The organism is Saccharothrix lopnurensis, from assembly GCF_042658445.1.
Lineage (GTDB): Bacteria > Actinomycetota > Actinomycetes > Mycobacteriales > Pseudonocardiaceae > Actinosynnema > Actinosynnema lopnurensis.
The window spans coordinates 160094-179861 of the sequence record NZ_JBHSQO010000013.1 but is presented as its reverse complement, the minus strand read 5'-3'; the positions used below and the strand labels follow the sequence as shown (position 1 = coordinate 179861).

The following is a 19768-nucleotide window of genomic DNA, read 5'->3' as shown; positions in this document are numbered from 1 at the left end:
CGATCCAATTCGGGCGTCGCCCGATCAGGGGTCGCCCGATCTTGTGGCGTTCCGGGATGCTGCGCTGGTGGACCCCCAAGAGTTCGCGAACGCCCTCCGCGCCGAGGCGACGGCGTTGGCGGTGGCGGCCGACCTGGCCCCGCCCGACCGGCCGGTGCCGACGTGCCCCGGCATGACGGTCGCGGACCTGGTCGCGCACGTCGGGTCCGTGCACCGGCTGGTGACGCGGTGGATCACGCGCGGGTCGCGGCCCGCCGACTGGGAGTCCACGCCGGGCGACGCGGACCCGGTCGACTGGTACCGGATCGGCGCGGCCTCGCTGATCGGGGTGCTGAACCCGGTGCGGGCCTCCGCACCCGCGCCGACGTGGTGCCCGTGGGACGGCACGCTGGGGTTCTGGCTGCGGCGGATGGCGCACGAGACGGCCGTGCACCGGGTGGACGCGCAGGCGGCGGTCGGCGCGGTGGCGCCGCTGGACCCCGTGCTGGCGGTGGACGGGATCGACGAGGTGCTGCGGCTGTGGCTGGGGTGCCACCTGCCGCCGGCCGCGCACGCGTCCGGGCGGGCGGTGACGCTGCGGGTGCCCGGGAGGGAGTGGACCGTGGCGCTGCACGAGGGGGTCGTCGACCACTGCCCCGGCACGCCGGCGGACGCGGTGGTGAGCGGGTCGTCGTCGGCGGTCGACCTGTGGCTGTGGGGGCGGGTGGGGGAGTCGCACCTCTCGGTCGAGGGTGACCTCGGGGTGGTCAGGGCCCTCCGGGCGGCGGTCGCCGGGGTGACCGCGTAGTCCACCGTCCGCCGTTCACCGCGAAGTGCGGTGAACGGCGGCGCGCGGGGAGCACACTGTGCCGATGGACAAGCTGCGCGTGGTGCTGAGGTGCCTGGTGTCCTTCACCATCGGCGTCCTCATGGTGCTGCTGGCGATCCGCTTCGGCGAGGCGCTGTGGCGTGCGGTCACGTCGTACGGGCGGTAGGCCGTTCGGCCGGGTGGTCGGCGTCCTCCCGGGTGTCACGCCGGTGCCGCGCGGTCGCGGGAGCCGGCGCGACGCGGCCGGGGCCCGGGTGTCCGATGTGGACCGGAGCGGGCGTCCGTGCGGTGGGTCGCGGGGAACAGCGGGGGAGTCCTGGCGGGCTTGAACTGTTTCCCCGCGACGCACCTGACCGGTTCTTCGTGGGTGGTGTGGGTACTCCGGTGGGAACCGGTCGTGGTCGAGCGTAGGGGTTCGCGGGGGCCGCCCGTCAAGCCGCGGAATCGCCCCGTTCGTGTGGAGATTTTGTGTTGATCGCCCCGGTGGGGGTGTGTTTTGCGATGCCCGCCCCATGGCTGTGAACTGGGGGTTCGCCCGGGTGGAGCGGTGCCGGTGGGGGTGTCCGGTCGACCTGGTCGTCCGAAGGGCGGGCCGGACCCGTCGCGCGCCAACGCCCGGTCGTCCACAAGGGATGTTCGGCGAGCGCTCGACCGGCGAGGAAGGGGAGAGCGGGTGACGGGAATCGAACCCGCATGACCAGCTTGGAAGGCTGGGGCTCTACCATTGAGCTACACCCGCACGCGCTCACCCGGGTGGGCGCGGGTTCAGCTTAGCCGGTCGCGATAGGCTTGGGTGGACCGGGGCGTGGCGCAGCTTGGTAGCGCACCCGCTTTGGGAGCGGGGGGTCGCAGGTTCAAATCCTGTCGCCCCGACGAGGTCAGAGGCCCTTTCCCTCTTCGGGGGGAGGGGGCCTCTCCCCATCTGGGGAGAAATCTGGGAGACGATCTTGGTTTTCGGGGTCATCCGACGGCCTCCAGAACCGGCCTTGCCGGACCCGGTCCGGCCTCGGCAACCCGCCGCCCGCGCGCCCGCAGCAGCTCGTCGAGCGCCGCGACCGGTGATCTGGGACACATGGCTAACCGGTCGTCGAGCGCGGCCTCCCACGCGGCGGTCAGCCCGTCGAGCAGCCGCCCCCGCATCTCCGACGTGATGTGGCTGTAGCGCGCCTGCACCGACCCGTCCGAGTGACCCAAGCGGTCGTCCATCAGCACGGCTGGCGTGCCCAACTCCAACATGGCCGTCTTGTGGGAGTGGCGCAGCCCGTGTGGCGTCAGGCCCCGGGCGATCGGCAGCCAGCAGGCATCGGCCCGACCCGGGGCGTTGCGCCCACGCACCGGCACCCCCGGCCATGGCTCGCCCAGCAGTGGCACCGGGCGCGCGTCGTGTGGCGCCTTGCGCGGGTACCAGCCGGTGGCGGCTGGCTGGAACAGCCACGTCGCGAACCCGTTGCGCCGCCAGTGCGCCGCGGTCTCCCCGCTGGCCGCGCCCCGCACGAACCCGAGTTCGGCGATGGCGGCCTCCACCTCCCGGCGCGTGGCCTCGGTGACCCGATCGGGGTGGTTGAGCACGTTGGACACCGTGCCGGTGGACACCCCGGCCCGCCGGGCGACGTCGACCAGCTTCGCGCCGGTCCGCCGGGCGGCGCCGTTGGCCGTGGCCAGACCCCGGAACACGTACCGGTGCCCGTGGCAGGCGCACGGCTGCGGCGCGGTCCGGGCGATGTGGTCGCTGACCAGCTTCGACAGCCACCCGGGGGTGTCGATCGTGCGATAGCTGTCGTCCTTCGGGGGGCAGCGGTGGAACTCGCTGGTGTCGAGCTCGTACAGCTGGTGCTCGATGCGGATCGAGCCCAGACGGGCGTACTCGGTCTCTAGGCCGACCAGCTCGCCCCAGCGCATCCCGGTGAAGTACAGCAGCAGCACGGCCACGAACTCGTCGTCACGACCGGCCAGCAGCGCGGCCCGCTCGGCGAGCAGCAGCGCGCCGAGCGCGTCGGCGATGACCTTCTCCGGGCCGCGGTCACGGTCCCGCCCGGCGCGCTTGCCGCGACCGCGGCGCTTCGTCGCCGGGTTGACGTCGATCAGCCCGTCGTCGACCGCGTCCGCCAGGACCAGGTGCAGGTTGCCGCGCCACCCCGCGATGCTGCTCGGCGCGTACCCCGCGGCCTTCTTCTCCTTCTCCCACTCGGCGATGTCGAACGCCGAGATCGCGCCTACCTCCTTCTCCCCGAAGTACGGCAGCAGGTGCACCTCAAGGTTGGACCGGTAGATCTCCATCGTGGACCGTGCCAAGTCCTGTGCCGCGTACCAGCGCGAGGCGTAGTCGGCGAACAGCACCCGGCCGGCAGACGGGTCGCGCCACGTGCCGGCGCGGACCGCGGCCTCTGCGTCGTTGGCGGCCTTCACCGCCGCACGCTTCGAGTCGAACCGCACCGTCGCGCCGGCGGCGTCCGTGACTGTGCCGTACCTGCCCGGCGCGATCTTGAACCGGCCGCGGTAGTAGTCACCGCGCTTCTCCGCAAAGCCCATGCTCCGGCGCTCCTACTCCTGCTCGCTCGCATCCGCCGAGGCCAGCGGGTGGAACTTGCCACCGACGTAGACGCCAGGGCTGCTCTCGTCCGGCTTGACCGACCAGCGGCGCAGCGGAGGCGGCAACGTGTTGACCTGGTGGTCGTCCATCGCCGCAGATCGCGCCTCGCCGTCCTTCGGCAGGTCAAGCGGCCTCTGTGCGGTGATCCACATCCATGCTGAGACGGCGTCCGCCGCTTTGCCCGGCGTCAGTTCGACCTCGCCGAGCATGGTCGGGGGCAGCAGGAAGGCCATCGGCGACACCTTCAGTGCGACTCCCAGGGCCACGAGGTCGTCGACGTCCACGCGACGCTGCCCTTTCTCGATCCGGGTGATGGCGGTGGGGGCGATCGAGTGTCCGACGTCCTTCAAGGCAGCCGACAGGCGGGTAGTGGACATGCCGCGGGCCGTGCGCAGGCGCAGGACGTTCGCTGCCACGTAGCCACTGATCGGTCCCCATGCAGTCGGCACAACGTGGTCGTCGACCGGTTCCCAATCCGTCGGGTGGCCCTCGGCGGGCGGATTCGCTGTCACTTTCGCAGCGTGCCATGCGAAACCTTGCACAGTCAACGCCACTCTCGTACAGTCCAAGCATTGCAGCGACCGCTGCGATTCTTGGAGGAAACATGTACGAAGGCGCAGCAATCGCCGTCGATCTCGACGAACTTCTGACGCCGCGTGAGACCGCCGAGGTGACCAAGCTCAGCGTGTCGACGCTGAAGGACCGGCGTTGGAAGGGCACGGGTCCGGCGTTCATCAAGCTCTCGCCGGGGCGCGGTGGCCGCATCCGGTACCGGCGGAGTGACGTGGTCGCATGGTTGGCCGCGCAGCGCGTAGGCGTCGCCTGATGTCCGCGCCGCTCGAACGCCTGCTCAAGCCTGCCGAGGTTGCCAAGACCCTCGGTTGCTCCGAGTGGTGGGTGAAAGAGCAGTGCCGCCGGACGACGGTTCCGTTCGTGCGGGTGGGCCGGGAGTACCGGTTCACCAGTGAGCACGTGCGGGAGATCGTCGCACTGCTAGAACGCCGCCCTGGCCAGCAGACCGCGTCAAACGGTGGTGCCAACGCACCGCGTCGGCGCGTTCAGCCGCCGCCCGCCGAGCAGGTCGTTCAGTTGCGCGCCCGGCCGCCGCGCCGCCGCGCCGCCGGATGAGCCCAGCACACCGCCTTGCCCTGAACACGCTGATGGCCGACCCGGCGGCATCCGGACCGGCCATCCCAACGAACGGATCACACCATGACCCAACGTCGACCACGACACGGTCAGGGTAGCGGCCTCGGCCTCAGCACGGCAGGGGAACTGCTCGCCATGCTCTGCCGCGCCGAGGCCGCGAGCGCTCGCCTCGACCCCGACCAGTTCGGGGACCTGGTGCACGCCCGCGGCGAGTTGTGGCGCAGCACCGCGGGGGACCACGAGCGGGTGTCCGCAGACCGGCGTCGCGCAGTGCTTGCATACCCCGACCTTGCCCGGCGGCTGCGGCTGCTGCTCGACCTGCCGGACGCCAAGCGTTGGACCGGCTACATGCCGCCCGCAGTCGACCAGAACGGCCGTCCCAATGACAGTCCGATCCGGGCTGCGCTCGTGAAGCTCGTCCACGAGGCATACACCCGCGAACACGCTGGTGAGGCCGCGTCCGCATGACCAACGACAGGCCGCGCGGGGTGTCCGTCTTCGAACCGGTCCGGTGGGCGGAGTCGGTGCCGCTGCTGCTGCGCGGCAACGGCACACCGGACACGACGGCGCATCACGTGCTGCTGGTCATGGCGACATTCGCCGACCCGGACGGAACCAACATCCGCCCGTCGCTGGCGACGCTGACCAGGAGAAGCCATCTGACCAAGCAGCGCACCACCACGGACACCTTGCGCCGCTTGGAAGAGGCGAAGCTGATCGTCCGCACCGGAGAGCTCACCGGCGGCATCGTCGTCTGGCGCCTCAACTACGACCTGCCGTTCGACGTGGACACCGCTGCGGAGGAGTTCGACGAGCGGCAGGCTCGCGCGTTGGCGAAGCAGGCCGAGCGGCAGAAACGGTACCGGGACAAGCGGCGTGACGCCGCAGTGGAGCGTCACGTAAAGGGCGACGCCGCAGTGCGGCGTGACGCCGAACCGGCGAGTGACGCCGCAGTGGAGCGTGACGTGACGCCGCAGTGCGGCGTGACTGACGCCGCAGTGCGGCGTGACGTGACGCCGCAGAGACCGTCACATCCGCAGGTCACCCCGGCTACACCAGCCCTTGACCTGCCCCTGACCAGCCCAGAGACCGTTCCGCCTTTGGCGGGCGACGAGTCGCCGACCGCGCAGACGATCGTCGGCAAGTGGCTCGACAACTGCCAGAAGCGTCCTCCGCGCAACGTCGTCGGCCAGGTGGCCAAGCACGTCAAGGCGCTGCTGGCCGAGGGCATCGACCCCGACGACGTCAACCGGGGCACCGCCGAGTGGGCACGGAAGGGACTGCACCCCTCGACGCTGCCCAGCGTCGTCAACGAGGTCATGCAACGCCCTCCGCTCCGCGCCGTGTCCGGCGGCCACCGGCCCTACACCAACCCCGACCCTTCCGCCTACGACAAGGACTTCTGGTCATGACCGAACAGACCATCACCCTCACGGTCCCGGAGGTACCGCTCCCGGAGACCGGCGACGAACGCGAACGCCGCGACTACCTCGCCGAGACGGCCAAGCGGGTCACGGACTCGCTGAGCAGGCGCATCCCGCCCCGGTTCGACCACGCCACCATCACCGACCCGGCAGTCGGACGCTGGGCCCAGGGCCTGATCGACGCGGCGATGGACCCGATCGGCCCGCGCTCACACCCGCTGCGGCCCCACATCAGCCGTGGTCCGTCGCTGCTGCTGCTCGGCGGCACCGGCGTAGGCAAGACCCACCAGGCGTGGGGCGCCGTGCGGCAGCTCGCAGCTACGGGCCTGCTCCGCGGCTGGCAGTTCATCACCGCGCCCGACCTGTACGGCGAGTTGCGGCCACGCGCCGGCTCGGACAGCGAGCGGACGTTCCGAGAGATCACCTCGGCATCGCTGCTGGTGGTCGACGACCTCGGCGCGGCGAAGTCCTCGGAGTGGACCGAAGAGATCACGTACCGCGTGGTCAACAGCAGGTACGAGAGCGAGCGCCCGACCCTGTGGACGTCGAACCTGACCGGCCCCGAGCTGCGCGAAGTCCTCGGCGAGCGGATCGTCTCCCGACTGTCTACCTGCACCCGGATCACGCTCGGCGGCCTAGACCGGCGCCGCAAGGCGAGCTGAACACAGGAGAACCCCATGGCCGACGCCAAGAACACCACCGCCACGGACCGCACGGTGCTGATCCGGGCCGCCGACCTGACCGACCTGACGGACGCGCTTGACCATTACCGCGGGCGGACGGCCGTCGACGCGGTGACCTCACTGGCCTCCGCCAGTGACAACACCATCGTGTGGGCGCACCTCTGGTACGGCCTCAACCACCAGCACCTGCGGGCCGGTGACCCCGCGCGCTGCGGAGACGCCGACGACCTCACGCCGTGCATAGTCCTCGCCACCGGCCGGTACGGCGCGCTGGTCCAGCACGCGGGCGGTACCGACTGGTTCTCGTGGGACGGGGTGCACCACCCGGACCGGCTCCACATCGAACCGACGTTCGACGCCCAGGATCTCGCGGCGATCGAACACCGCATGGGCCGCTCCCATACCCCGGACACCTGGCCGACCGGAGTCGACGGCGCAGCGGGGCACGGCGAGTGAGTGCAGGCGACTCCGCGACCTACCAGTGCACCCGGTGTCCGGACCGGGTGCCGCTGGCCGACCTGGTCGACCACCTTGAGGCTCACACGGGCCACGAGGGTGTAACACAGGGGGGCGAAATATGAAAAACGCAGGTCAGGGTCACTCTATGGCGGGCAGCCGAGCCAGTCGACCGGGCGCCGTCCCGGCTGGCTGGCGGTTCGTACCTGAGGTCCCTTCGACGGCCGTGTTGCGAACCTACGGGGTGCGAACATGAGCCCCCGGCGTCGGACCGCCACTCGGGTACAGGTCGCCCGGCGCCGCGCCGAGGCCGTACAGCTGCGGGTGGCCGGGGCGACGTGGGAGGAGATCGCCGCGCGCCTCGGTTACGCCAGCCGCGGGGCGGCGTGCACCGACGTGACGCGGGCGCTGGCCGAGGCACAGGCCGAACTGAACCTGGCGGTGAGCGAGTGGCGGCAGCTGCACCTGGCGCGGCTTGAGGCCGCCCACCGGGTTGCTGCCGAGGTCATGGCCCGTGACCACGTCCACGTGTCGCACGGGCGCATCGTGCGCGAGGGCGTGCCCGCGATCGACGACCAGGGGCAGGCGGTCATCCGGGAAGGGCATGGCTCGCCGGTGCTCGACGACGGCCCGAAGCTCGCGGCGATCGACCGCGTGGTCAAGGTCAGCGAGTCCGTGCGGAAGCTGCTGGGCCACGACGCCCAGACCAAGCTCGACGCGTCGGTCTCCGGCGACCTCGCGCCCATGACGTTCAACATCAACCTCGACGGAGCGGAGCAGGTGCATGGGCAAGGCGGCTGACCTGGCGAACGTGGTCCGCGAGTTCGTGGTACTCAACCCCCGGAACCCGAGGGACCAGGCCCGCGCGTACTTACTGCGCGAGCGGCAGCGCGAGCTGATGGCGCCGCACACCCGGTGCGTGCTCGACGACCGAGAGCGCAACGGGATCCGGCTGGTGACCGTGGTCTACGGAGTCGATGGGGCCGCGCTGTGCTGACCCGCCGTCTGGACTACCGGCCCGCCATGATCGTGGTCGGCATCGCGTGTGTGGTGGCCGGTCTGTGGACGCTGGCCGCCGTCCTGTTCGGCGCAGGGGTCGGCGCTGGCGTGGGCCTGGTCGTCCTCGGTGTGGCGCTGCTGCTGGTTGAGGCGATGCTCGATGAACCGGTCCGCGGCGGCGCAGGGGGCAGGCCGTGAACCCCCTCGCCGATCAGTTGGCCGCCGCCAAGGCCGAGGCGGCGGCACTGGTAGAGCGCATCGGGACGCGGGCCGGGCTCACGGTCACCGCGCCGCCGACTACGGCGGCACGCCTGCTGGCGGCGCTCGACGACGCGGGCCGGTGCCTGCACGTGAAGGCCATGCCCTACCAGCCGACGTTCGTGCTCGGCTTGAGCGAGGTCGTTGAGTGCGAACGGTGCTTCCTCGACCGACTCGCGCAGGACGCGCATAGCCAACGGCGAGTGTGCCAGTTCTGCGGCCAGACCATGCCCGGCGCTCTGTCGCAGTACCTCGTGCGTGCCGGGCACCTCGTACTCGTGCTGCTGCTGTGCAGCAGCTGCGAACCACCTGAAGACCTCCGGCCGGGCACATCGGCCGGCCCTACCGAACGGCGGAACCAATGATGATCAGAGGACACCGGGGCGGCGCAGCAGCGTTGCCCCTCACCAAGGCCAGCATGCCCGGCCTGCTCGTGGGGCCGCTGGCCGGCAGGACACGGCTGCGCCGTCCCGTCCCAGGCGACAACTGGCAGCAGCTCGCCAAGCACTTGTGGGGCCGCTCGTGACCGCCGGGGAGCGGGACACCGCTCCGCAGATCAGGGCTGAGCGCAAGCACGCGGACGCCTCGGCGAAGCGCGCCGACGAACTGGCCGCCAGCCATGACGGCCTGGCCGCCGCCGCCGAGGGTGCACAGGCCGCGCTGCTGGCCCTGGTCGACGCGGTGCGCGACCACAACGGGCTGGTCCACCAGCACGCCGGGGAGATGGCCGCACAGGGACTGACGCCGATCCTCGACGGGCACGCCAGCAGTTCCCCGCGGGACGGGGTAGTGCACCTGCGCGGCGAGTGGTGGCGCCCCTACGACCTCGGCGAGGTGCTGCGCCGCCTGCACGAACGCGTGTACTGCACTCGCGTGGAGCCCCGGAACCGACACCTGATCCACCGGACCGGAGCCACCAACGCCCAGGTGGCCGCATCTGCGCTGCTGGCCAAGATCCCTGTCCCCTCGCCTGAACCGTCAGCCCTGCTCAACCCCCGTAAGGAGAACCGCCCGTGACTGCTCGGTTCATCACCGATGACGCCATCCGCGACGCCCGAACCGCTCCCGAGGAGGCAGCCGAACAGGCCCGGGAACTCAGGCGGAGGCCGTGGACCCCGGCCGAGGACCTGCGTACCGCCGCAGTCCACCAGGTAAATGCCGAAGGGCACCTGGCCGACTTGCTGGCGCAGCAGCGGCAGCAGGTCGAGCGCTTGGCGCAGCGGCAGGCGTGCGAGGCTGCCGCCGTGGCGGACCTCGACCAGTGGTCCGCCGAACTGGAGGACAGCTGCCAGCGGCTCGCCGACCTGGTGGCGGTCGCAGAGTCGGCGATGCTCGCCGCAGCCCAGCAGGCCGCCGACCACGACATGCTGGTCACGCGCGTCCGAGAGGGGCTGATGGGGCACGGCTTGACCGCCGAGGAGCACCACGACCACGCCACGGCCGCCGGCAAGCACATGGGTCTGTGGCTGCGCGGCACCCGATGGGCGCCGGTGTTCCTGCCCGCGGTACTGGCCCGGTCGATGGCACGTATCGCGCGGGCCGCGCTCGGCGCGGCCGCGGCGACAAGCAGGCAGCTCAACGGGATGGCGAAAGGCACGCAGGCTCAGTGCCCCAACAGCCCGCTATCGGACCTGTTCGGTGACGCCCCGGAGCTGTCCGCGCTCGACTACAGCCCTCGCAGGCTCGTGCCCTGGGCTGGCTGACGTACCCGGAGAAGTAGTGGCGTAGGTGGTCGCCGGCCCCACACGGCGACCCCTCCGAGCAGGGAGAACCACCGTGGGGAACGAAGTTCAGATCGTCGTCACCGGCCGGAACAAGTTCGGCCCGACGCAGGCCGCCGTCACCAAGCAGATCGCGGCGCTGAAAGGTTCGCTGGACAGCACCGCGAAGTCGGCCGCCGACTTCGACGAACGCATGACCGCCATCGCAGCCAAGGCTAAGGACCAAGCCGACCACTTCACCGGGCTGGTGTCCGCCGCGGGAGCCGCCGCCAAGGCGCTGGGCAAGCTGTCCGGCGACACGGAGAAGTCAGTCCGTAAGGCCAGCAAGGACACCACAGACGGCGCCGCCGAAGCCGTGGACAAGGTCACCGACCTCGCGGGGAAGGCAGCGGGCGGCCTGCTGTCCGCCGGGTTGAACGGGGCGCGGTCGCTGATCGGCGGCATCTCCGAAGGCGTGAGCAAGGCCGGTCCCTACGTGCAGGCCGCGTTGGTCGCTTCCGGTGTCACCGCCGCGGTCGTGGCCGGTCCGCTGATCGGCGGGGCGCTCGCGGGCGGTGTGGTCACTGCGTTCGGAGCAGGGATCGCCGGACTCGGCATCGCCGCAGCGGCGCAGAACAGCCGAGTACAGGCCGCCTACGACCACCTGTGGGAGCGCATTACCAGCGGCGCCAAGAGTGCGTCTCGGCCACTGGAACAGGTGCTGGTGAACTTCGCCGGCCGCGCTGAGACCATCCTCGGTGGCGGCCTGGGCGCCTCCGTGCGCAACTCGATCGCGGGCATCGCACCCGAGCTGGACCGCTTCGGTGACTCGCTGCTCAAGGCGTTCGCGAAGTTCGGCCCCGCGCTTGAGCCGGTGAGCCGGGCGTTCGGTCGTGTGCTCGATGACCTCGGGCCCACCACAGAGCGCGTGTTCGCCGGCATTGCGGACGCCGTGACGGAGCTCTCCGAGTCGGTGGCGAAGAACCCGGAAGCTCTGGGTGACTTCGTGGAGTTGATGGGCGACGGCGTCGAGATGGCTCTCGACTTGGCGGGTGCGCTCAACACCGCGCACGAGGGCAACAAGATGCTCTTCGACCTCGTCACCACCCCGCTGGAGTGGGTCGGTCTCAAGGACGGTGAAGAGCAGGCCACGCTGACCGCGCAGGCGCTGACCGAGGTGGCCGATACGGCGTGGACGGCGACGTCTCCGGCGCAGCAACTGGAGTCCGCTTGGAAGTCCCTGGCCGACGCCGGCGACGACGTGGCCAGGCGTGGCACGGAGGTGTTGAACGTGCTGCGCCTGATCAGCGGCGACACGCCGACGTTCCAAGAGTCGCAGCAGCAGATCAACGACACCATGCGGGCCCTGAGCGAGCGGTTCGGCGACGCCGCGAACCACATCGACGGGTTCGGTGACGCGCTGATCAACGCCAACGGCACGGTGAACACCACCACCGAGAACGGGTCTTACCTCTACGACCAGCTGACCAGCCTGCGTGACGCGTTCGCCAACGCCGCCGCGTCCACAAGGGAGCTGGAAGCGGCGGGCTACTCGCACGATGAGGCCGTGCGCATGGTCAGCGAGAACCTCGCCAGCCAACGCAACAGGCTGCTCGACCTCTCCGGGAAGATGGGCCTGACCCGCGAGGAACTGGGAACCCTGATCAACAAGATGGGGCTATTCCCGGCCGCACTGCGGACTGTGGTCAACGTCGACGACGCGGCCGCGCGAGCCAAGCTCGACTGGCTGCTGCGCATGGCTAACGCTGTACAGGGCGCAAGCCTGAACATCTCGGTGCTGCCGAACGGCCGCGGCACGCAGGCTCGCGCGCACGGCGGCGTGTCCGGCGGCGGCTGGACCACCGTGGGCGAGCTGGGTCCGGAGCGCGTCAAGCTGCCACCCGGTGCCCAGGTTCAGCCCTACACGGCGTCGCGCCGCGAGATGGACAAGACCGGCGCGGCCATGGTCGGTGGTGGCGCGCCGGTAGTGCTGGAGTTCCGGTCCAGCGGCAGCTCGTTCGACGACGTCATGGTGGAACTGCTCCGGCGGTACGTGCGGGTCCGTGGCGGCGACGTGCAGGCGGTGATCGGGAAGGGGTAACGCCAGCCTCGGCAACGGCGAGAGCGAGACGTGAAGCCTCCTGCGCTCGCTCTCGCCGTCCTGCTGCTCGCCGGGTGTAGCAGCCCTGAACCGGCACCCGCGCCGGCCGCCACCGCCGCGCCGGCCAAGCTCTCCGAGGAGTGGGTTCCCCGGCTGCTGGCCCGCACCAAGGACGTCCCCGACTGCTCCCGATCCACGATGTACAGCCCGGAGTGCGCCGAGCACCTGCGTCAAGTGTTCGGCGTCGTGACCGAGGTCGGCCGGGCGGTGACCAATCACCTGATGCCAGAACGGTACGCAGGCACCGCTGATGCCGTGCGTCAGGCCGAACAGGGGTACTACGCGTACCGCGACTGCACCGACAGCGAGCAGGACGACGTCGGATGCTGGGAGCTGTTCGAACTAATGTTCGATGTTCCGGTGGCGATCGGAAACGCTCTGTACGCCGACGAGAAGTGACTTGCGCCGCCGCCTCGGCGGTGTCCGCGGCCGGGGTGACGCTCAACGCTGAAGGCAAGAGGTGGTCTCGGTACGGGCAAGGCGATCTCATCTGGCAGGCTCACTCGGTGTCGTTCTGGACCGCAGTGAAGGATGCCGCCCCGGTCGCGGCTGCCGTCGCCAGCGCCGTTTCCGCTTTCTATGCTTCCCGGTCGGCCAGCAAGACCAGCGCCACAGCGAAGGATGCGAACCAAGCACTGGCGATGTTGCTCAGGCCGATCTTCGACGTGCAACTAAGCCCGTTCGTATCCCCACCGAACGAGGGCAAGTACCCGGTCTCGTTCGTGAACCAGGCCGCCTATCCGGCTGCCGCCGTCGCGTTCGACGTTCGCGGCGAGAACGACGTCTACCTGACCGCGAGGACTGTGCCCGAGATCGGCGGTATCCATATAGGGACCACCAACCTTCGCCCCAACAACGCCTACGTGCTGGAGGTGCCGCTGCCGGAGATGGTCGATCCCGGCGACAAACAGCAGTTCACAGTCGTGGTCCGATTCTCCGACGACCGGCACCTACAGCGTTGGGAACAGCGCTTCGAGGTGCGACGGATCTTCACCGACGATCGGATCCACTACCAGCAGGTAGAGCTGCACGTGAACGCCACCGAGCCTAAGCCCGTCGCTAGTCCAGCCTGAGAGGTCGACTCGGTGCAGCTGAGTGATGCTCAGGCGATGCTCAACGAGGAGGCCGCGCGAATCTGAGCTTGCATGAAGCGTTCACACTCCGAGGCTGGCACCCGGTACTGCTGGCCCACGCGCACGGCCCTCAGTTCACCAGCGCGGATCCAGTCCAAGATCGTGTCGTAGGAGACGCCCCAAGCGTCGGACACCTGGCGAGGCATCCACATGCGCTCTGGTCCGACCGGAACGTCGGGTCCCTGAGGCGGACCCACCGTGAGCACCAACTCGGCCAGCAGTTGGGCGATCGCGTGGTGTTCGGTGGTGATCCGAGCCAGGCGTTCCGCGAGTTCTGCGGCAACGCGTGACCGGGCGGGGAGCGGATAGGCCGCAACACTGCGCGGCTGGGAGCAAGTACTGGAGATTGCCACCACGGCAGTCTGCGACGAACGCGGTGGGCGCCGATGGCCGCTGTATGCAGAACACCCGATCGTGGCGCTGCGCGGGCCAGTATGAGCTGTGAAAGGTCAGTTCAGCAGCTCTTTCCCGCATCCATGCCGACTTGTAGGTGCCTGAACTAGTGGCGGCAGGTCACTGATTCGCACCGGGAAATCTCTGTCCGGACAGCACACTGCCCCCGACCACGACAGCGGTCGGGGGCAGTAGCACGTCGACGGTTAGCCTTGCCGAGCCGGGTCATCGCCCTCAGTTCGGTGGTTGCGCAGGTAAGCGACGTCGACGGTGATGGGGTCGGACAGTCGCCACGCTCCCCGCTCGAAGACCAGGCTGCCGGTGACGATGAGAGGCAGCTTGTTGGTGTGGGCGAAGATCGCCCAGGTGTAGTCCTCCTCGGGCAGGGGGATGTGCACCTTGCGGACGCGGCCGTCGACTTCGGCGGCCAACACGATGGTGGCCTCTTCCTGGTCGACGCCCTGCTCTTCCCGGGTCAGGCTGCGCACCCTGCCAACCAGGGTCTCCATGCGTGGAGGGCTCTCGCGCCGAACCAGGCGTTCCCGGACCCGGGGCAGGCCGGCCATCGCCTGCCGGTCGACCACGATCCTGGAGGTCGGGACACGGGGCGGGGGTTCGGCGGCGGCCCAGTCGAACGAAAGGTCCAGCTCACGCAGCGTCTCGACCTGGGTGAGCTCCAGCAGCGACTCCACCAGATTCGCGCTCAGCCCGTGCTGCGACGCCTCGTCGATCACGCTCGCATCACCACTCAAGGCCAGATCGCGGCTCGTGTTCAGCCCGGTGGCCAGGGTCTCCATCACGCGCCGGGGGAACGGCGAGACCGGGGTGTCGTCCCCGTGCTTGGGCACGGGATCACCCAGGCGGGTGACGACGGTGAACACGAAGCTGCCGCGCTTGGTGTGGCCGAGCCGCACGTCGTCTTCGAGGAAGTCGGTGACGGTGCTGGAGCGGCGCCCGCGGTGGGAGTGGGTGGGGTCGTCGGCGGTGGTGGCGGCGGCCTTCAGCATCCTGAACAGGGCTTCCAGGGTGTGCTCGGCCTGACGGAAGGGGATGGTGCCGTCGAGCATCTCCTGGTCCAGGCGGACGTAGAACAGGTCGGCGCGGGTGGAGGTGATGTGCTCGGCCAGTTCGCCGAGGTCCCAGTCGTAGATGGTGGCCAGGGCGTGCAGGGTGTCGTGGAAGCGCCGGTCGAAGTCGACGTAGTCGGTGGCCAGTGGCAGCAGGATCCGGCCGCGCGGCCCCCGCTCGCCGGGCAGCCGCCAGATCTCCTTGACGTCGGGCTGGCTGGTCTCCAGCTCCCACTCGTTGGCGGCGAGGTACTGCTGGACGGCGGGCGGCGACAGGGTGGACGCGAGGTCGCGGTAGCTGTCGGTCGAGGTGCCGTTCACTCCAGACCTCCTTCACCGATCATCTGCATGATGCCCTTCAAGCCGTCCACATCGAAGAGGTTACTTCTCGGTAGCTTCAGTGTCTTGCTGTCCCGGTCGTCCGCGATGCTTCCCAGGTTCCCCGCGTACTCCCAGTACATGCGGCAGGAGCTGACCATCCGCTCCTCCGTCATCTCCAGCAAGTCGGTGAGATCCGGTGGGATCAGCAACACCCCGATGAACGCCGGGAGGTACCGCTTCGGGTTGGTCAGCTTGAGGAACCGGGCACGCTCCAACTGCCAAGACAGGTGATCGTCCTTGAGCAGAGAGTGACGCGTGGTGCACTTGAGCTGCATCTCCAGCGCCGCGCAGTAGAACGTCCCGTACTCGGCGGAGGCCGCGATGGTGACATCAACCCCGTCGTAGTCGGTCTCATGGCTCTTGATCGAGAACCCGGCCGCCGCAGCCACCATCCGCACAAAACCCAGGCTGAACTGCTCCTGACGCGCCTCATCCGGCAGCCCGCCATCAGGCACGACTGCGGCCGACTCCACTTCGACGCTGCTGCCGTTGACGTCGCCCATGCACCCCACTCCCATCGGCCGAACCGGCAGCACGCTAATGGTCGTAGCAGCCCGGCCGAACCCTTTCGATCAAGTTCACCCGATCAGGCCGGCGTCTCACGGGAAGACATCTAGAGGACGTGCCCGTATTACCGCGTCCGCTAACGTCTCGCACCGTTGACCTACCCCGTCGCGATGGTGACTACTAGCCAGCCAAGCCATGTGCCCATGCCTGAGATACTCGCTGCCTGGGTCAGCAGACTGGAGGCATCAACCAAGTGATGTTGTCCTACCTCTGAGCCGAGCCCTGTGCGGATCTGTGCGGACTGTTCGCCGTCCGGTCCGCACAGATCCGCTCGGATGCGTCGCGGCCGGTACAGCGCAGCTCAGGGCGCTTTGTACGTGCCGTGGACGGGTCTGCACGAGATGCCGAGGGGTCCGCACACCCTGTGCGGACCCTGTGTAGACCTCACCAGCTGGCGACAGCAGCTCGGATCGCCTCGAACTCGACCACAGCAACCGGTTGCACCGACCCGTTAACGCGCTGCCTGGGAGAGGTGGGCCGTTTCACATGGGCCGTACGCAGGGCTTCGCCGAACCGCTTGGGGTCCCAGCCGATGCGGTCGGCCAGCTCGGAGACCGCGACCAGTCCGCGTTCGTGGTCCTCGACCACGTCGACCAGCAGGGCCAGCACCTCGGGGAGTCCGGTGTCGTCGACCAGTTCGGCGTCGACCACGTCCCTAGCCTGGTCGCTGCTGATGGTGCTGGCCACGGCGGCGTCCTGCTCAATCAGCGCCGCGACCTCAGGGGGCAGCTCACCGAGCGCGGTGTCCCCGGCCGCGTCTCCGGTCAGCGTCCCTGTCTGCTCCCGCAGCGCCCGGCCACGCTCGCACGCCGCCCGGATCTGCGCGATGCCGAGCAGGTCGGTGGCCACTGTGACCGACTCCCCGGCGGACAGGTCCGACTCGCCATCGGCGCCCAGCAGCAGCCCGACGCCCTTGTGTGCCTTGAGCAGCTTGGAGGCGTCCATGCCGGCCTTGTACGTGCCCGCACCGAGGATCGTCTCCGACGCCTGCCAGGTCATCACCTTGAGCGCGAACCGAGTCCCGAGCTGCCCGCGCAACCGGTCGGGGATGACCTTGCCGTCCGGCTTCTGCGTGGCCAGGACCAGCGAATACCCGGCGGCCGGGCCGGTCTTGGCGATGAACGTCAACAGGTCGCAGATGCGCTGCCCGACGCGCTTGCCCCTCGGCTCCTCCGGGTTCAGCGTGGTGTCGTTCTCCAGGTAGTTCTGGATCTCGTCCACCGCGATGACCGTGAGCGGCATGGCGTGGTCGGGGTCGCGGGTGATGTCCGGAGTCACCTTGGACTCGGGGCAGAGGTCGTCGTCCATTTCGGCGAGCCGGGAGAACCGGTCTTCGACGTCGGCGGCGGCCTCTTCGAGCACGGCGACCAAGCGCAGTGCGGAGGCGGTGCGGGCATCGCGGATGAACCGGTGCGCGACCCGCTCGAACGGCCGGAAGTCCTTGCCGCCCTTGCCGTCCGCGACGATCAGCCGCACGAACGGGTCCAGCGCCGCGGCGGTGACCGGGATGCGGGCGGCGTAGGTCTTGCCCATCCGGGGGATGGCGCCGATCAGCAGCGACGTCCACACCACCGGCAGGTCCACCCGGTCCCCGCGGGCGGTGCGGCCGAACGGCACCGGCCGCCACAGGTCCCAGCCTTCGGCGGTCGCGAGCGGTGAGACGACCGGCGGCCGGGCGTAGGGGTCGCTGTGCCCGATCCACACCGCGATCCGGCCGGCGTGCCCGGCATCCCCGCGGACCCGTTCCAGGATCAGCCGCACCTCGTCGACGGCCAGCGCGGAGGCCAGCGCCTCCCGCTTGGAGACCACGTCGGACGCCTTCCGTGACGGCGGCAGGTCCAGCACCATCGACCAGCCGGAGGTGTCGTTGCGCGGACGCTCCACCAACAGCAGCCGCTCGGCCTTGCCGATCGCACCGGCCGCCCGGAACGCCTCGACGAGGTTGTCCCCGTCCATCAGCATGGCCAGCGACCGGGCCCCGCCGAGCGTGGCCTGACGGCCGGGCGAGCCGTCGCGGCGCTGGCCGACAGCCGCGAGTGCCAGCGTGGTGACACCCGCGACAGCGACGACTGTCACCCCGTCCGACAGCCACCACCATACGCCGCCGCCGAGCCCGCCCGCGGCCGTGCCGGTGAGGGTGAGCAGCGCCCGTCGCTTGCGCACCGCGGCGATCTCCGGCCACCGGACAGCCAGGGTGTCAGTCGACTTCGCCGCGGCGTACCAGTCCGACACCCGGACCCACTGCCACCACGCCCGGACCGCCACCACCGACCCCCGGGCCACCGCGCCCGGGTAGCGCAGCGGCAGCGCCGCGACAGTCCGTGTCATGTCAACGACCGCAGCGTTGTCCTGCCACCGGGCGGGCAGGCAGGACCGGGCGGCCTCGACCGCGCGGCCCACGCGGGTGCGCTGGTACTCGGCCTCGGTGACCAGCTCCCCGTCGAGCACCTGGCGCACGGGCTCACCGGCCGCGGTGGGCAGGTGCACGAGGTTGCTCGGCGCTTCGTCGGGCAGGGGTTGTGCCATGATCGGGCTCCACTCCTCGGGGTGGGGTCCGGTGGGCGGCCGGGTTACCAGGCCAGTAGCCGCCCACCGGGGCTAGTAGGTGCCGGTGACCGTGACGCTGCACCCGCACGGGCAGGTCACGGTGCCCGCGGCGTCGCCGGTCTCACCGAGCACGGTGGTCACGGTGCCTGTGGTGGACACCGACCGGCCGCAGCCGCACGTGCCGTCCAGGTCGACCTCGCGGGTGAAGTGCCCGGAGCTGGGCACGCTGCGCGCGGTGGAGCTCCGTCCGAACAGGCCCACGGCGATCACGCCTTCCTGGTATTGGTGCCGCTCATGGCGAGCAGCGCGAAGCCAGAGACGACCATCAGGCCGTCGATCACGAGCGGGCCGACACCCGCCCCGAGCGGGTCGTAACCCCAGCTCAACAGCACGTCGTGAATGTGGCCGTAGGAGATGACGCCCGACCCGAGGGCCACCGCGGCGACGCCGCCGAACCGGACGGCCGTCCACTGCCAGCCGCCGCGCCACGCGGTGCGCGAGAGCACCTCGACCGACACCAGCAGCGCCACCGGCCACACCGCCGCACCCACCTGGGAGGCGATGCTCGGGGTCCAGCCATCCGGCATGTCACCCGCGGGCAGCCACGCCGCCAGCCAGTTCGCGGCGATCGACACCAGCGACCCGAACGCGAACCCGAACCACGCCACGAACCGCGCGCCGGGGTGCCCCTGCGCCGGGGTGCCGGCGGGTGTCATGTCACCGGCCGGGGGTGTCATGTCGGGGGTGTCGGCGACTGCCACGGGGGCCAGCTCGACGACCGGCGGAGCGGCCTCGACTGCGGGCGCCGGGGGCTGCTCGGGGACGATCGGCGGCAGGGTGCCAGTCGGGGTGTCACCCGCATTGTCGGTGCCGCTGTCCTCGGCCAGCCCGTCCTCACGGCGGACCTCGGCGATGCGGTCACGCGCCCACGACTCGGACCGGTCGAACCTCTTGGCGAGCTCCGCGCGGTTGAGCGGCTGCCCGGCCTCAAGGCTTTTGCGGTACGCCTCCCGGGCCCACGACTGCAACAGCGCTGGCGACACCAGTTCGGAGGTCGTCACTGGGCACCCCGTGCCGGGCCGGTGCCGCCGGGCACACCGCAGTAGGGCACGTCCTTGGCGTCGGTGACATAGACGATGCTCGGGTCACTGCCGCACGTGCACTTCTCCCCCGGACGGGGCGCTCGGGTGCCGTTCACCGGGCACCCCCGTACGTCGGTGCGGGCGCGGCCGGGGCGGTGTGCACGGCCAGCCGGGCGCAGTCACCGGCGTCGGCGACCCGCTCGGCAACGTCGGCGACCAGCGCCGCGGCGAACACCACCACCCGGGCGGTCAGGGTCAACACGGTCACGAGCACGTAGGCGACCGCGGCCGGCAGCGTCAGCCGCCGCAGCGCGTTCCTGGTCGTCACGACTTCTCCTCGGGTCGAGTGGCGGGCTGAGTCGCCCCGTGA

General features: G+C 70.2%; 27 protein-coding genes and 2 tRNA genes. 18 read left to right on the top strand and 11 right to left on the bottom strand.

Annotated elements, in window-relative coordinates:
- Positions 1 to 67: 67 nt before the first annotated feature.
- Together ACFP3R_RS15755 and ACFP3R_RS15750 are read left to right on the top strand one after the other, a co-directional pair.
- On the top strand, positions 68 to 787 hold the full coding sequence (locus ACFP3R_RS15755; protein WP_380636911.1) for a maleylpyruvate isomerase family mycothiol-dependent enzyme: 720 nt from the start codon (positions 68 to 70) through the stop codon (positions 785 to 787).
- A gap of 64 nt (positions 788 to 851) precedes the next feature.
- The gene (locus ACFP3R_RS15750; RefSeq protein ID WP_380636909.1) at positions 852 to 974 is read left to right on the top strand and encodes a hypothetical protein; all 123 of its coding nucleotides are present in this window, start codon (positions 852 to 854) and stop codon (positions 972 to 974) included.
- Positions 975 to 1476: 502 nt separating this feature from the next.
- On the opposite strand, the gene ACFP3R_RS15745 is transcribed toward ACFP3R_RS15750, so the two are convergent.
- Positions 1477 to 1547, bottom strand: a tRNA-Gly gene (locus ACFP3R_RS15745).
- A 60-nt stretch (positions 1548 to 1607) separates the two neighbouring features.
- Between ACFP3R_RS15745 and ACFP3R_RS15740 the strand changes: the two genes are divergently transcribed.
- Positions 1608 to 1681 (top strand) — tRNA-Pro (locus ACFP3R_RS15740).
- Positions 1682 to 1768: 87 nt separating this feature from the next.
- Here the strand turns inward: ACFP3R_RS15740 and ACFP3R_RS15735 are convergent.
- Complete coding sequence (locus ACFP3R_RS15735) at positions 1769 to 3337, bottom strand: LacI family DNA-binding transcriptional regulator (RefSeq protein WP_380636907.1); 1569 nt, start codon at positions 3335 to 3337, stop codon at positions 1769 to 1771.
- Between the two features lie 12 nt (positions 3338 to 3349).
- Positions 3350 to 3952: a helix-turn-helix domain-containing protein gene (locus ACFP3R_RS15730; RefSeq protein ID WP_380636905.1), complete on the bottom strand. Its 603-nt coding sequence runs from the start codon at positions 3950 to 3952 to the stop codon at positions 3350 to 3352.
- Between the two features lie 50 nt (positions 3953 to 4002).
- Here ACFP3R_RS15730 and ACFP3R_RS15725 point away from each other — a divergent pair, with 50 nt between their 5' ends.
- The 15 genes from ACFP3R_RS15725 (at position 4003) to ACFP3R_RS15655 (ending at position 13301) form a co-directional block, all read left to right on the top strand.
- Positions 4003 to 4224: a helix-turn-helix transcriptional regulator gene (locus ACFP3R_RS15725; protein ID WP_380636904.1), complete on the top strand. Its 222-nt coding sequence runs from the start codon at positions 4003 to 4005 to the stop codon at positions 4222 to 4224.
- The gene (locus ACFP3R_RS15720; RefSeq protein ID WP_380636903.1) at positions 4224 to 4526 is read left to right on the top strand and encodes a helix-turn-helix domain-containing protein; all 303 of its coding nucleotides are present in this window, start codon (positions 4224 to 4226) and stop codon (positions 4524 to 4526) included. The genes ACFP3R_RS15725 and ACFP3R_RS15720 overlap by 1 nt, the downstream gene beginning before the upstream one ends.
- A gap of 84 nt (positions 4527 to 4610) precedes the next feature.
- Positions 4611 to 5015 carry a hypothetical protein gene (locus ACFP3R_RS15715; protein WP_380636901.1) on the top strand — a complete coding sequence of 135 codons (405 nt, stop codon included), beginning with the start codon at positions 4611 to 4613 and terminating at the stop codon, positions 5013 to 5015.
- Positions 5012 to 5959 carry a hypothetical protein gene (locus tag ACFP3R_RS15710; RefSeq protein ID WP_380636900.1) on the top strand — a complete coding sequence of 316 codons (948 nt, stop codon included), beginning with the start codon at positions 5012 to 5014 and terminating at the stop codon, positions 5957 to 5959. Before ACFP3R_RS15715 ends, ACFP3R_RS15710 begins: the two co-directional genes overlap by 4 nt.
- Entirely contained in the window at positions 5956 to 6633 is a 678-nt protein-coding gene (locus ACFP3R_RS15705) for an ATP-binding protein (protein WP_380636899.1), read from the top strand. The genes ACFP3R_RS15710 and ACFP3R_RS15705 overlap by 4 nt, the downstream gene beginning before the upstream one ends.
- A 15-nt stretch (positions 6634 to 6648) precedes the next feature.
- The gene (locus ACFP3R_RS15700; protein WP_380636897.1) at positions 6649 to 7110 is read left to right on the top strand and encodes a hypothetical protein; all 462 of its coding nucleotides are present in this window, start codon (positions 6649 to 6651) and stop codon (positions 7108 to 7110) included.
- A 252-nt stretch (positions 7111 to 7362) separates the two neighbouring features.
- On the top strand, positions 7363 to 7911 hold the full coding sequence (locus ACFP3R_RS15695) for a hypothetical protein (RefSeq protein WP_380636895.1): 549 nt from the start codon (positions 7363 to 7365) through the stop codon (positions 7909 to 7911).
- Complete coding sequence (locus ACFP3R_RS15690; RefSeq protein WP_380636894.1) at positions 7895 to 8107, top strand: hypothetical protein; 213 nt, start codon at positions 7895 to 7897, stop codon at positions 8105 to 8107. The genes ACFP3R_RS15695 and ACFP3R_RS15690 overlap by 17 nt, the downstream gene beginning before the upstream one ends.
- Positions 8108 to 8133: 26 nt before the next feature.
- Complete coding sequence (locus ACFP3R_RS15685) at positions 8134 to 8307, top strand: hypothetical protein (RefSeq protein ID WP_380636893.1); 174 nt, start codon at positions 8134 to 8136, stop codon at positions 8305 to 8307.
- On the top strand, positions 8304 to 8732 hold the full coding sequence (locus tag ACFP3R_RS15680) for a hypothetical protein (RefSeq protein ID WP_380636891.1): 429 nt from the start codon (positions 8304 to 8306) through the stop codon (positions 8730 to 8732). Before ACFP3R_RS15685 ends, ACFP3R_RS15680 begins: the two co-directional genes overlap by 4 nt.
- A 157-nt stretch (positions 8733 to 8889) precedes the next feature.
- Complete coding sequence (locus tag ACFP3R_RS15675; protein ID WP_380636889.1) at positions 8890 to 9384, top strand: hypothetical protein; 495 nt, start codon at positions 8890 to 8892, stop codon at positions 9382 to 9384.
- A complete protein-coding gene (locus tag ACFP3R_RS15670; RefSeq protein ID WP_380636888.1) occupies positions 9381 to 10070 on the top strand; it encodes a hypothetical protein in 690 nt (229 codons plus the stop codon). The genes ACFP3R_RS15675 and ACFP3R_RS15670 overlap by 4 nt, the downstream gene beginning before the upstream one ends.
- Positions 10071 to 10143: 73 nt before the next feature.
- Positions 10144 to 12168, top strand: a complete 2025-nt coding sequence (locus tag ACFP3R_RS15665; protein WP_380636887.1) for a hypothetical protein — start codon at positions 10144 to 10146, stop codon at positions 12166 to 12168.
- 30 nt (positions 12169 to 12198) lie between these two features.
- The gene (locus tag ACFP3R_RS15660) at positions 12199 to 12627 is read left to right on the top strand and encodes a hypothetical protein (RefSeq protein WP_380636885.1); all 429 of its coding nucleotides are present in this window, start codon (positions 12199 to 12201) and stop codon (positions 12625 to 12627) included.
- 107 nt (positions 12628 to 12734) lie between these two features.
- The gene (locus ACFP3R_RS15655) at positions 12735 to 13301 is read left to right on the top strand and encodes a hypothetical protein (protein WP_380636883.1); all 567 of its coding nucleotides are present in this window, start codon (positions 12735 to 12737) and stop codon (positions 13299 to 13301) included.
- 29 nt (positions 13302 to 13330) lie between these two features.
- On the opposite strand, the gene ACFP3R_RS15650 is transcribed toward ACFP3R_RS15655, so the two are convergent.
- From ACFP3R_RS15650 to ACFP3R_RS15615, 8 genes are all read right to left on the bottom strand, one after another.
- Positions 13331 to 13714 carry a helix-turn-helix domain-containing protein gene (locus ACFP3R_RS15650; protein WP_380636882.1) on the bottom strand — a complete coding sequence of 128 codons (384 nt, stop codon included), beginning with the start codon at positions 13712 to 13714 and terminating at the stop codon, positions 13331 to 13333.
- A 246-nt stretch (positions 13715 to 13960) separates the two neighbouring features.
- Positions 13961 to 15142, bottom strand: coding sequence for a hypothetical protein (locus tag ACFP3R_RS15645; protein WP_380636880.1), 1182 nt, complete (start codon positions 15140 to 15142; stop codon positions 13961 to 13963).
- Positions 15139 to 15705 carry a DUF4365 domain-containing protein gene (locus ACFP3R_RS15640; protein ID WP_380636878.1) on the bottom strand — a complete coding sequence of 189 codons (567 nt, stop codon included), beginning with the start codon at positions 15703 to 15705 and terminating at the stop codon, positions 15139 to 15141. Before ACFP3R_RS15640 ends, ACFP3R_RS15645 begins: the two co-directional genes overlap by 4 nt.
- 448 nt (positions 15706 to 16153) lie before the next feature.
- Entirely contained in the window at positions 16154 to 18295 is a 2142-nt protein-coding gene (locus ACFP3R_RS15635) for a cell division protein FtsK (RefSeq protein WP_380636876.1), read from the bottom strand.
- A 72-nt stretch (positions 18296 to 18367) separates the two neighbouring features.
- On the bottom strand, positions 18368 to 18586 hold the full coding sequence (locus ACFP3R_RS15630) for a hypothetical protein (RefSeq protein WP_380636874.1): 219 nt from the start codon (positions 18584 to 18586) through the stop codon (positions 18368 to 18370).
- The gene (locus ACFP3R_RS15625) at positions 18583 to 19377 is read right to left on the bottom strand and encodes a hypothetical protein (RefSeq protein ID WP_380636871.1); all 795 of its coding nucleotides are present in this window, start codon (positions 19375 to 19377) and stop codon (positions 18583 to 18585) included. Before ACFP3R_RS15625 ends, ACFP3R_RS15630 begins: the two co-directional genes overlap by 4 nt.
- On the bottom strand, positions 19374 to 19514 hold the full coding sequence (locus ACFP3R_RS15620; RefSeq protein WP_380636869.1) for a hypothetical protein: 141 nt from the start codon (positions 19512 to 19514) through the stop codon (positions 19374 to 19376). Before ACFP3R_RS15620 ends, ACFP3R_RS15625 begins: the two co-directional genes overlap by 4 nt.
- The gene (locus ACFP3R_RS15615; RefSeq protein ID WP_380636865.1) at positions 19511 to 19726 is read right to left on the bottom strand and encodes a hypothetical protein; all 216 of its coding nucleotides are present in this window, start codon (positions 19724 to 19726) and stop codon (positions 19511 to 19513) included. The genes ACFP3R_RS15620 and ACFP3R_RS15615 overlap by 4 nt, the downstream gene beginning before the upstream one ends.
- Positions 19727 to 19768 lie beyond the last annotated feature (42 nt).

Excerpts from the sequence above, each read along its gene's own strand:
- ACFP3R_RS15750 (WP_380636909.1), top strand. The coding sequence starts at position 852 with ATGGACAAGCTGCGCGTGGTGCTGAGGTGCCTGGTGTCCTTCACCATC.
- ACFP3R_RS15735 (WP_380636907.1), bottom strand. The coding sequence starts at position 3,337 with ATGGGCTTTGCGGAGAAGCGCGGTGACTACTACCGCGGCCGGTTCAAG.
- ACFP3R_RS15725 (WP_380636904.1), top strand. The coding sequence starts at position 4,003 with ATGTACGAAGGCGCAGCAATCGCCGTCGATCTCGACGAACTTCTGACG.
- ACFP3R_RS15720 (WP_380636903.1), top strand. The coding sequence starts at position 4,224 with ATGTCCGCGCCGCTCGAACGCCTGCTCAAGCCTGCCGAGGTTGCCAAG.
- ACFP3R_RS15715 (WP_380636901.1), top strand. The coding sequence starts at position 4,611 with ATGACCCAACGTCGACCACGACACGGTCAGGGTAGCGGCCTCGGCCTC.
- ACFP3R_RS15710 (WP_380636900.1), top strand. The coding sequence starts at position 5,012 with ATGACCAACGACAGGCCGCGCGGGGTGTCCGTCTTCGAACCGGTCCGG.
- ACFP3R_RS15705 (WP_380636899.1), top strand. The coding sequence starts at position 5,956 with ATGACCGAACAGACCATCACCCTCACGGTCCCGGAGGTACCGCTCCCG.
- ACFP3R_RS15700 (WP_380636897.1), top strand. The coding sequence starts at position 6,649 with ATGGCCGACGCCAAGAACACCACCGCCACGGACCGCACGGTGCTGATC.
- ACFP3R_RS15695 (WP_380636895.1), top strand. The coding sequence starts at position 7,363 with ATGAGCCCCCGGCGTCGGACCGCCACTCGGGTACAGGTCGCCCGGCGC.
- ACFP3R_RS15690 (WP_380636894.1), top strand. The coding sequence starts at position 7,895 with ATGGGCAAGGCGGCTGACCTGGCGAACGTGGTCCGCGAGTTCGTGGTA.
- ACFP3R_RS15685 (WP_380636893.1), top strand. The coding sequence starts at position 8,134 with ATGATCGTGGTCGGCATCGCGTGTGTGGTGGCCGGTCTGTGGACGCTG.
- ACFP3R_RS15640 (WP_380636878.1), bottom strand. The coding sequence starts at position 15,705 with ATGGGCGACGTCAACGGCAGCAGCGTCGAAGTGGAGTCGGCCGCAGTC.
- ACFP3R_RS15635 (WP_380636876.1), bottom strand. The coding sequence starts at position 18,295 with ATGGCACAACCCCTGCCCGACGAAGCGCCGAGCAACCTCGTGCACCTG.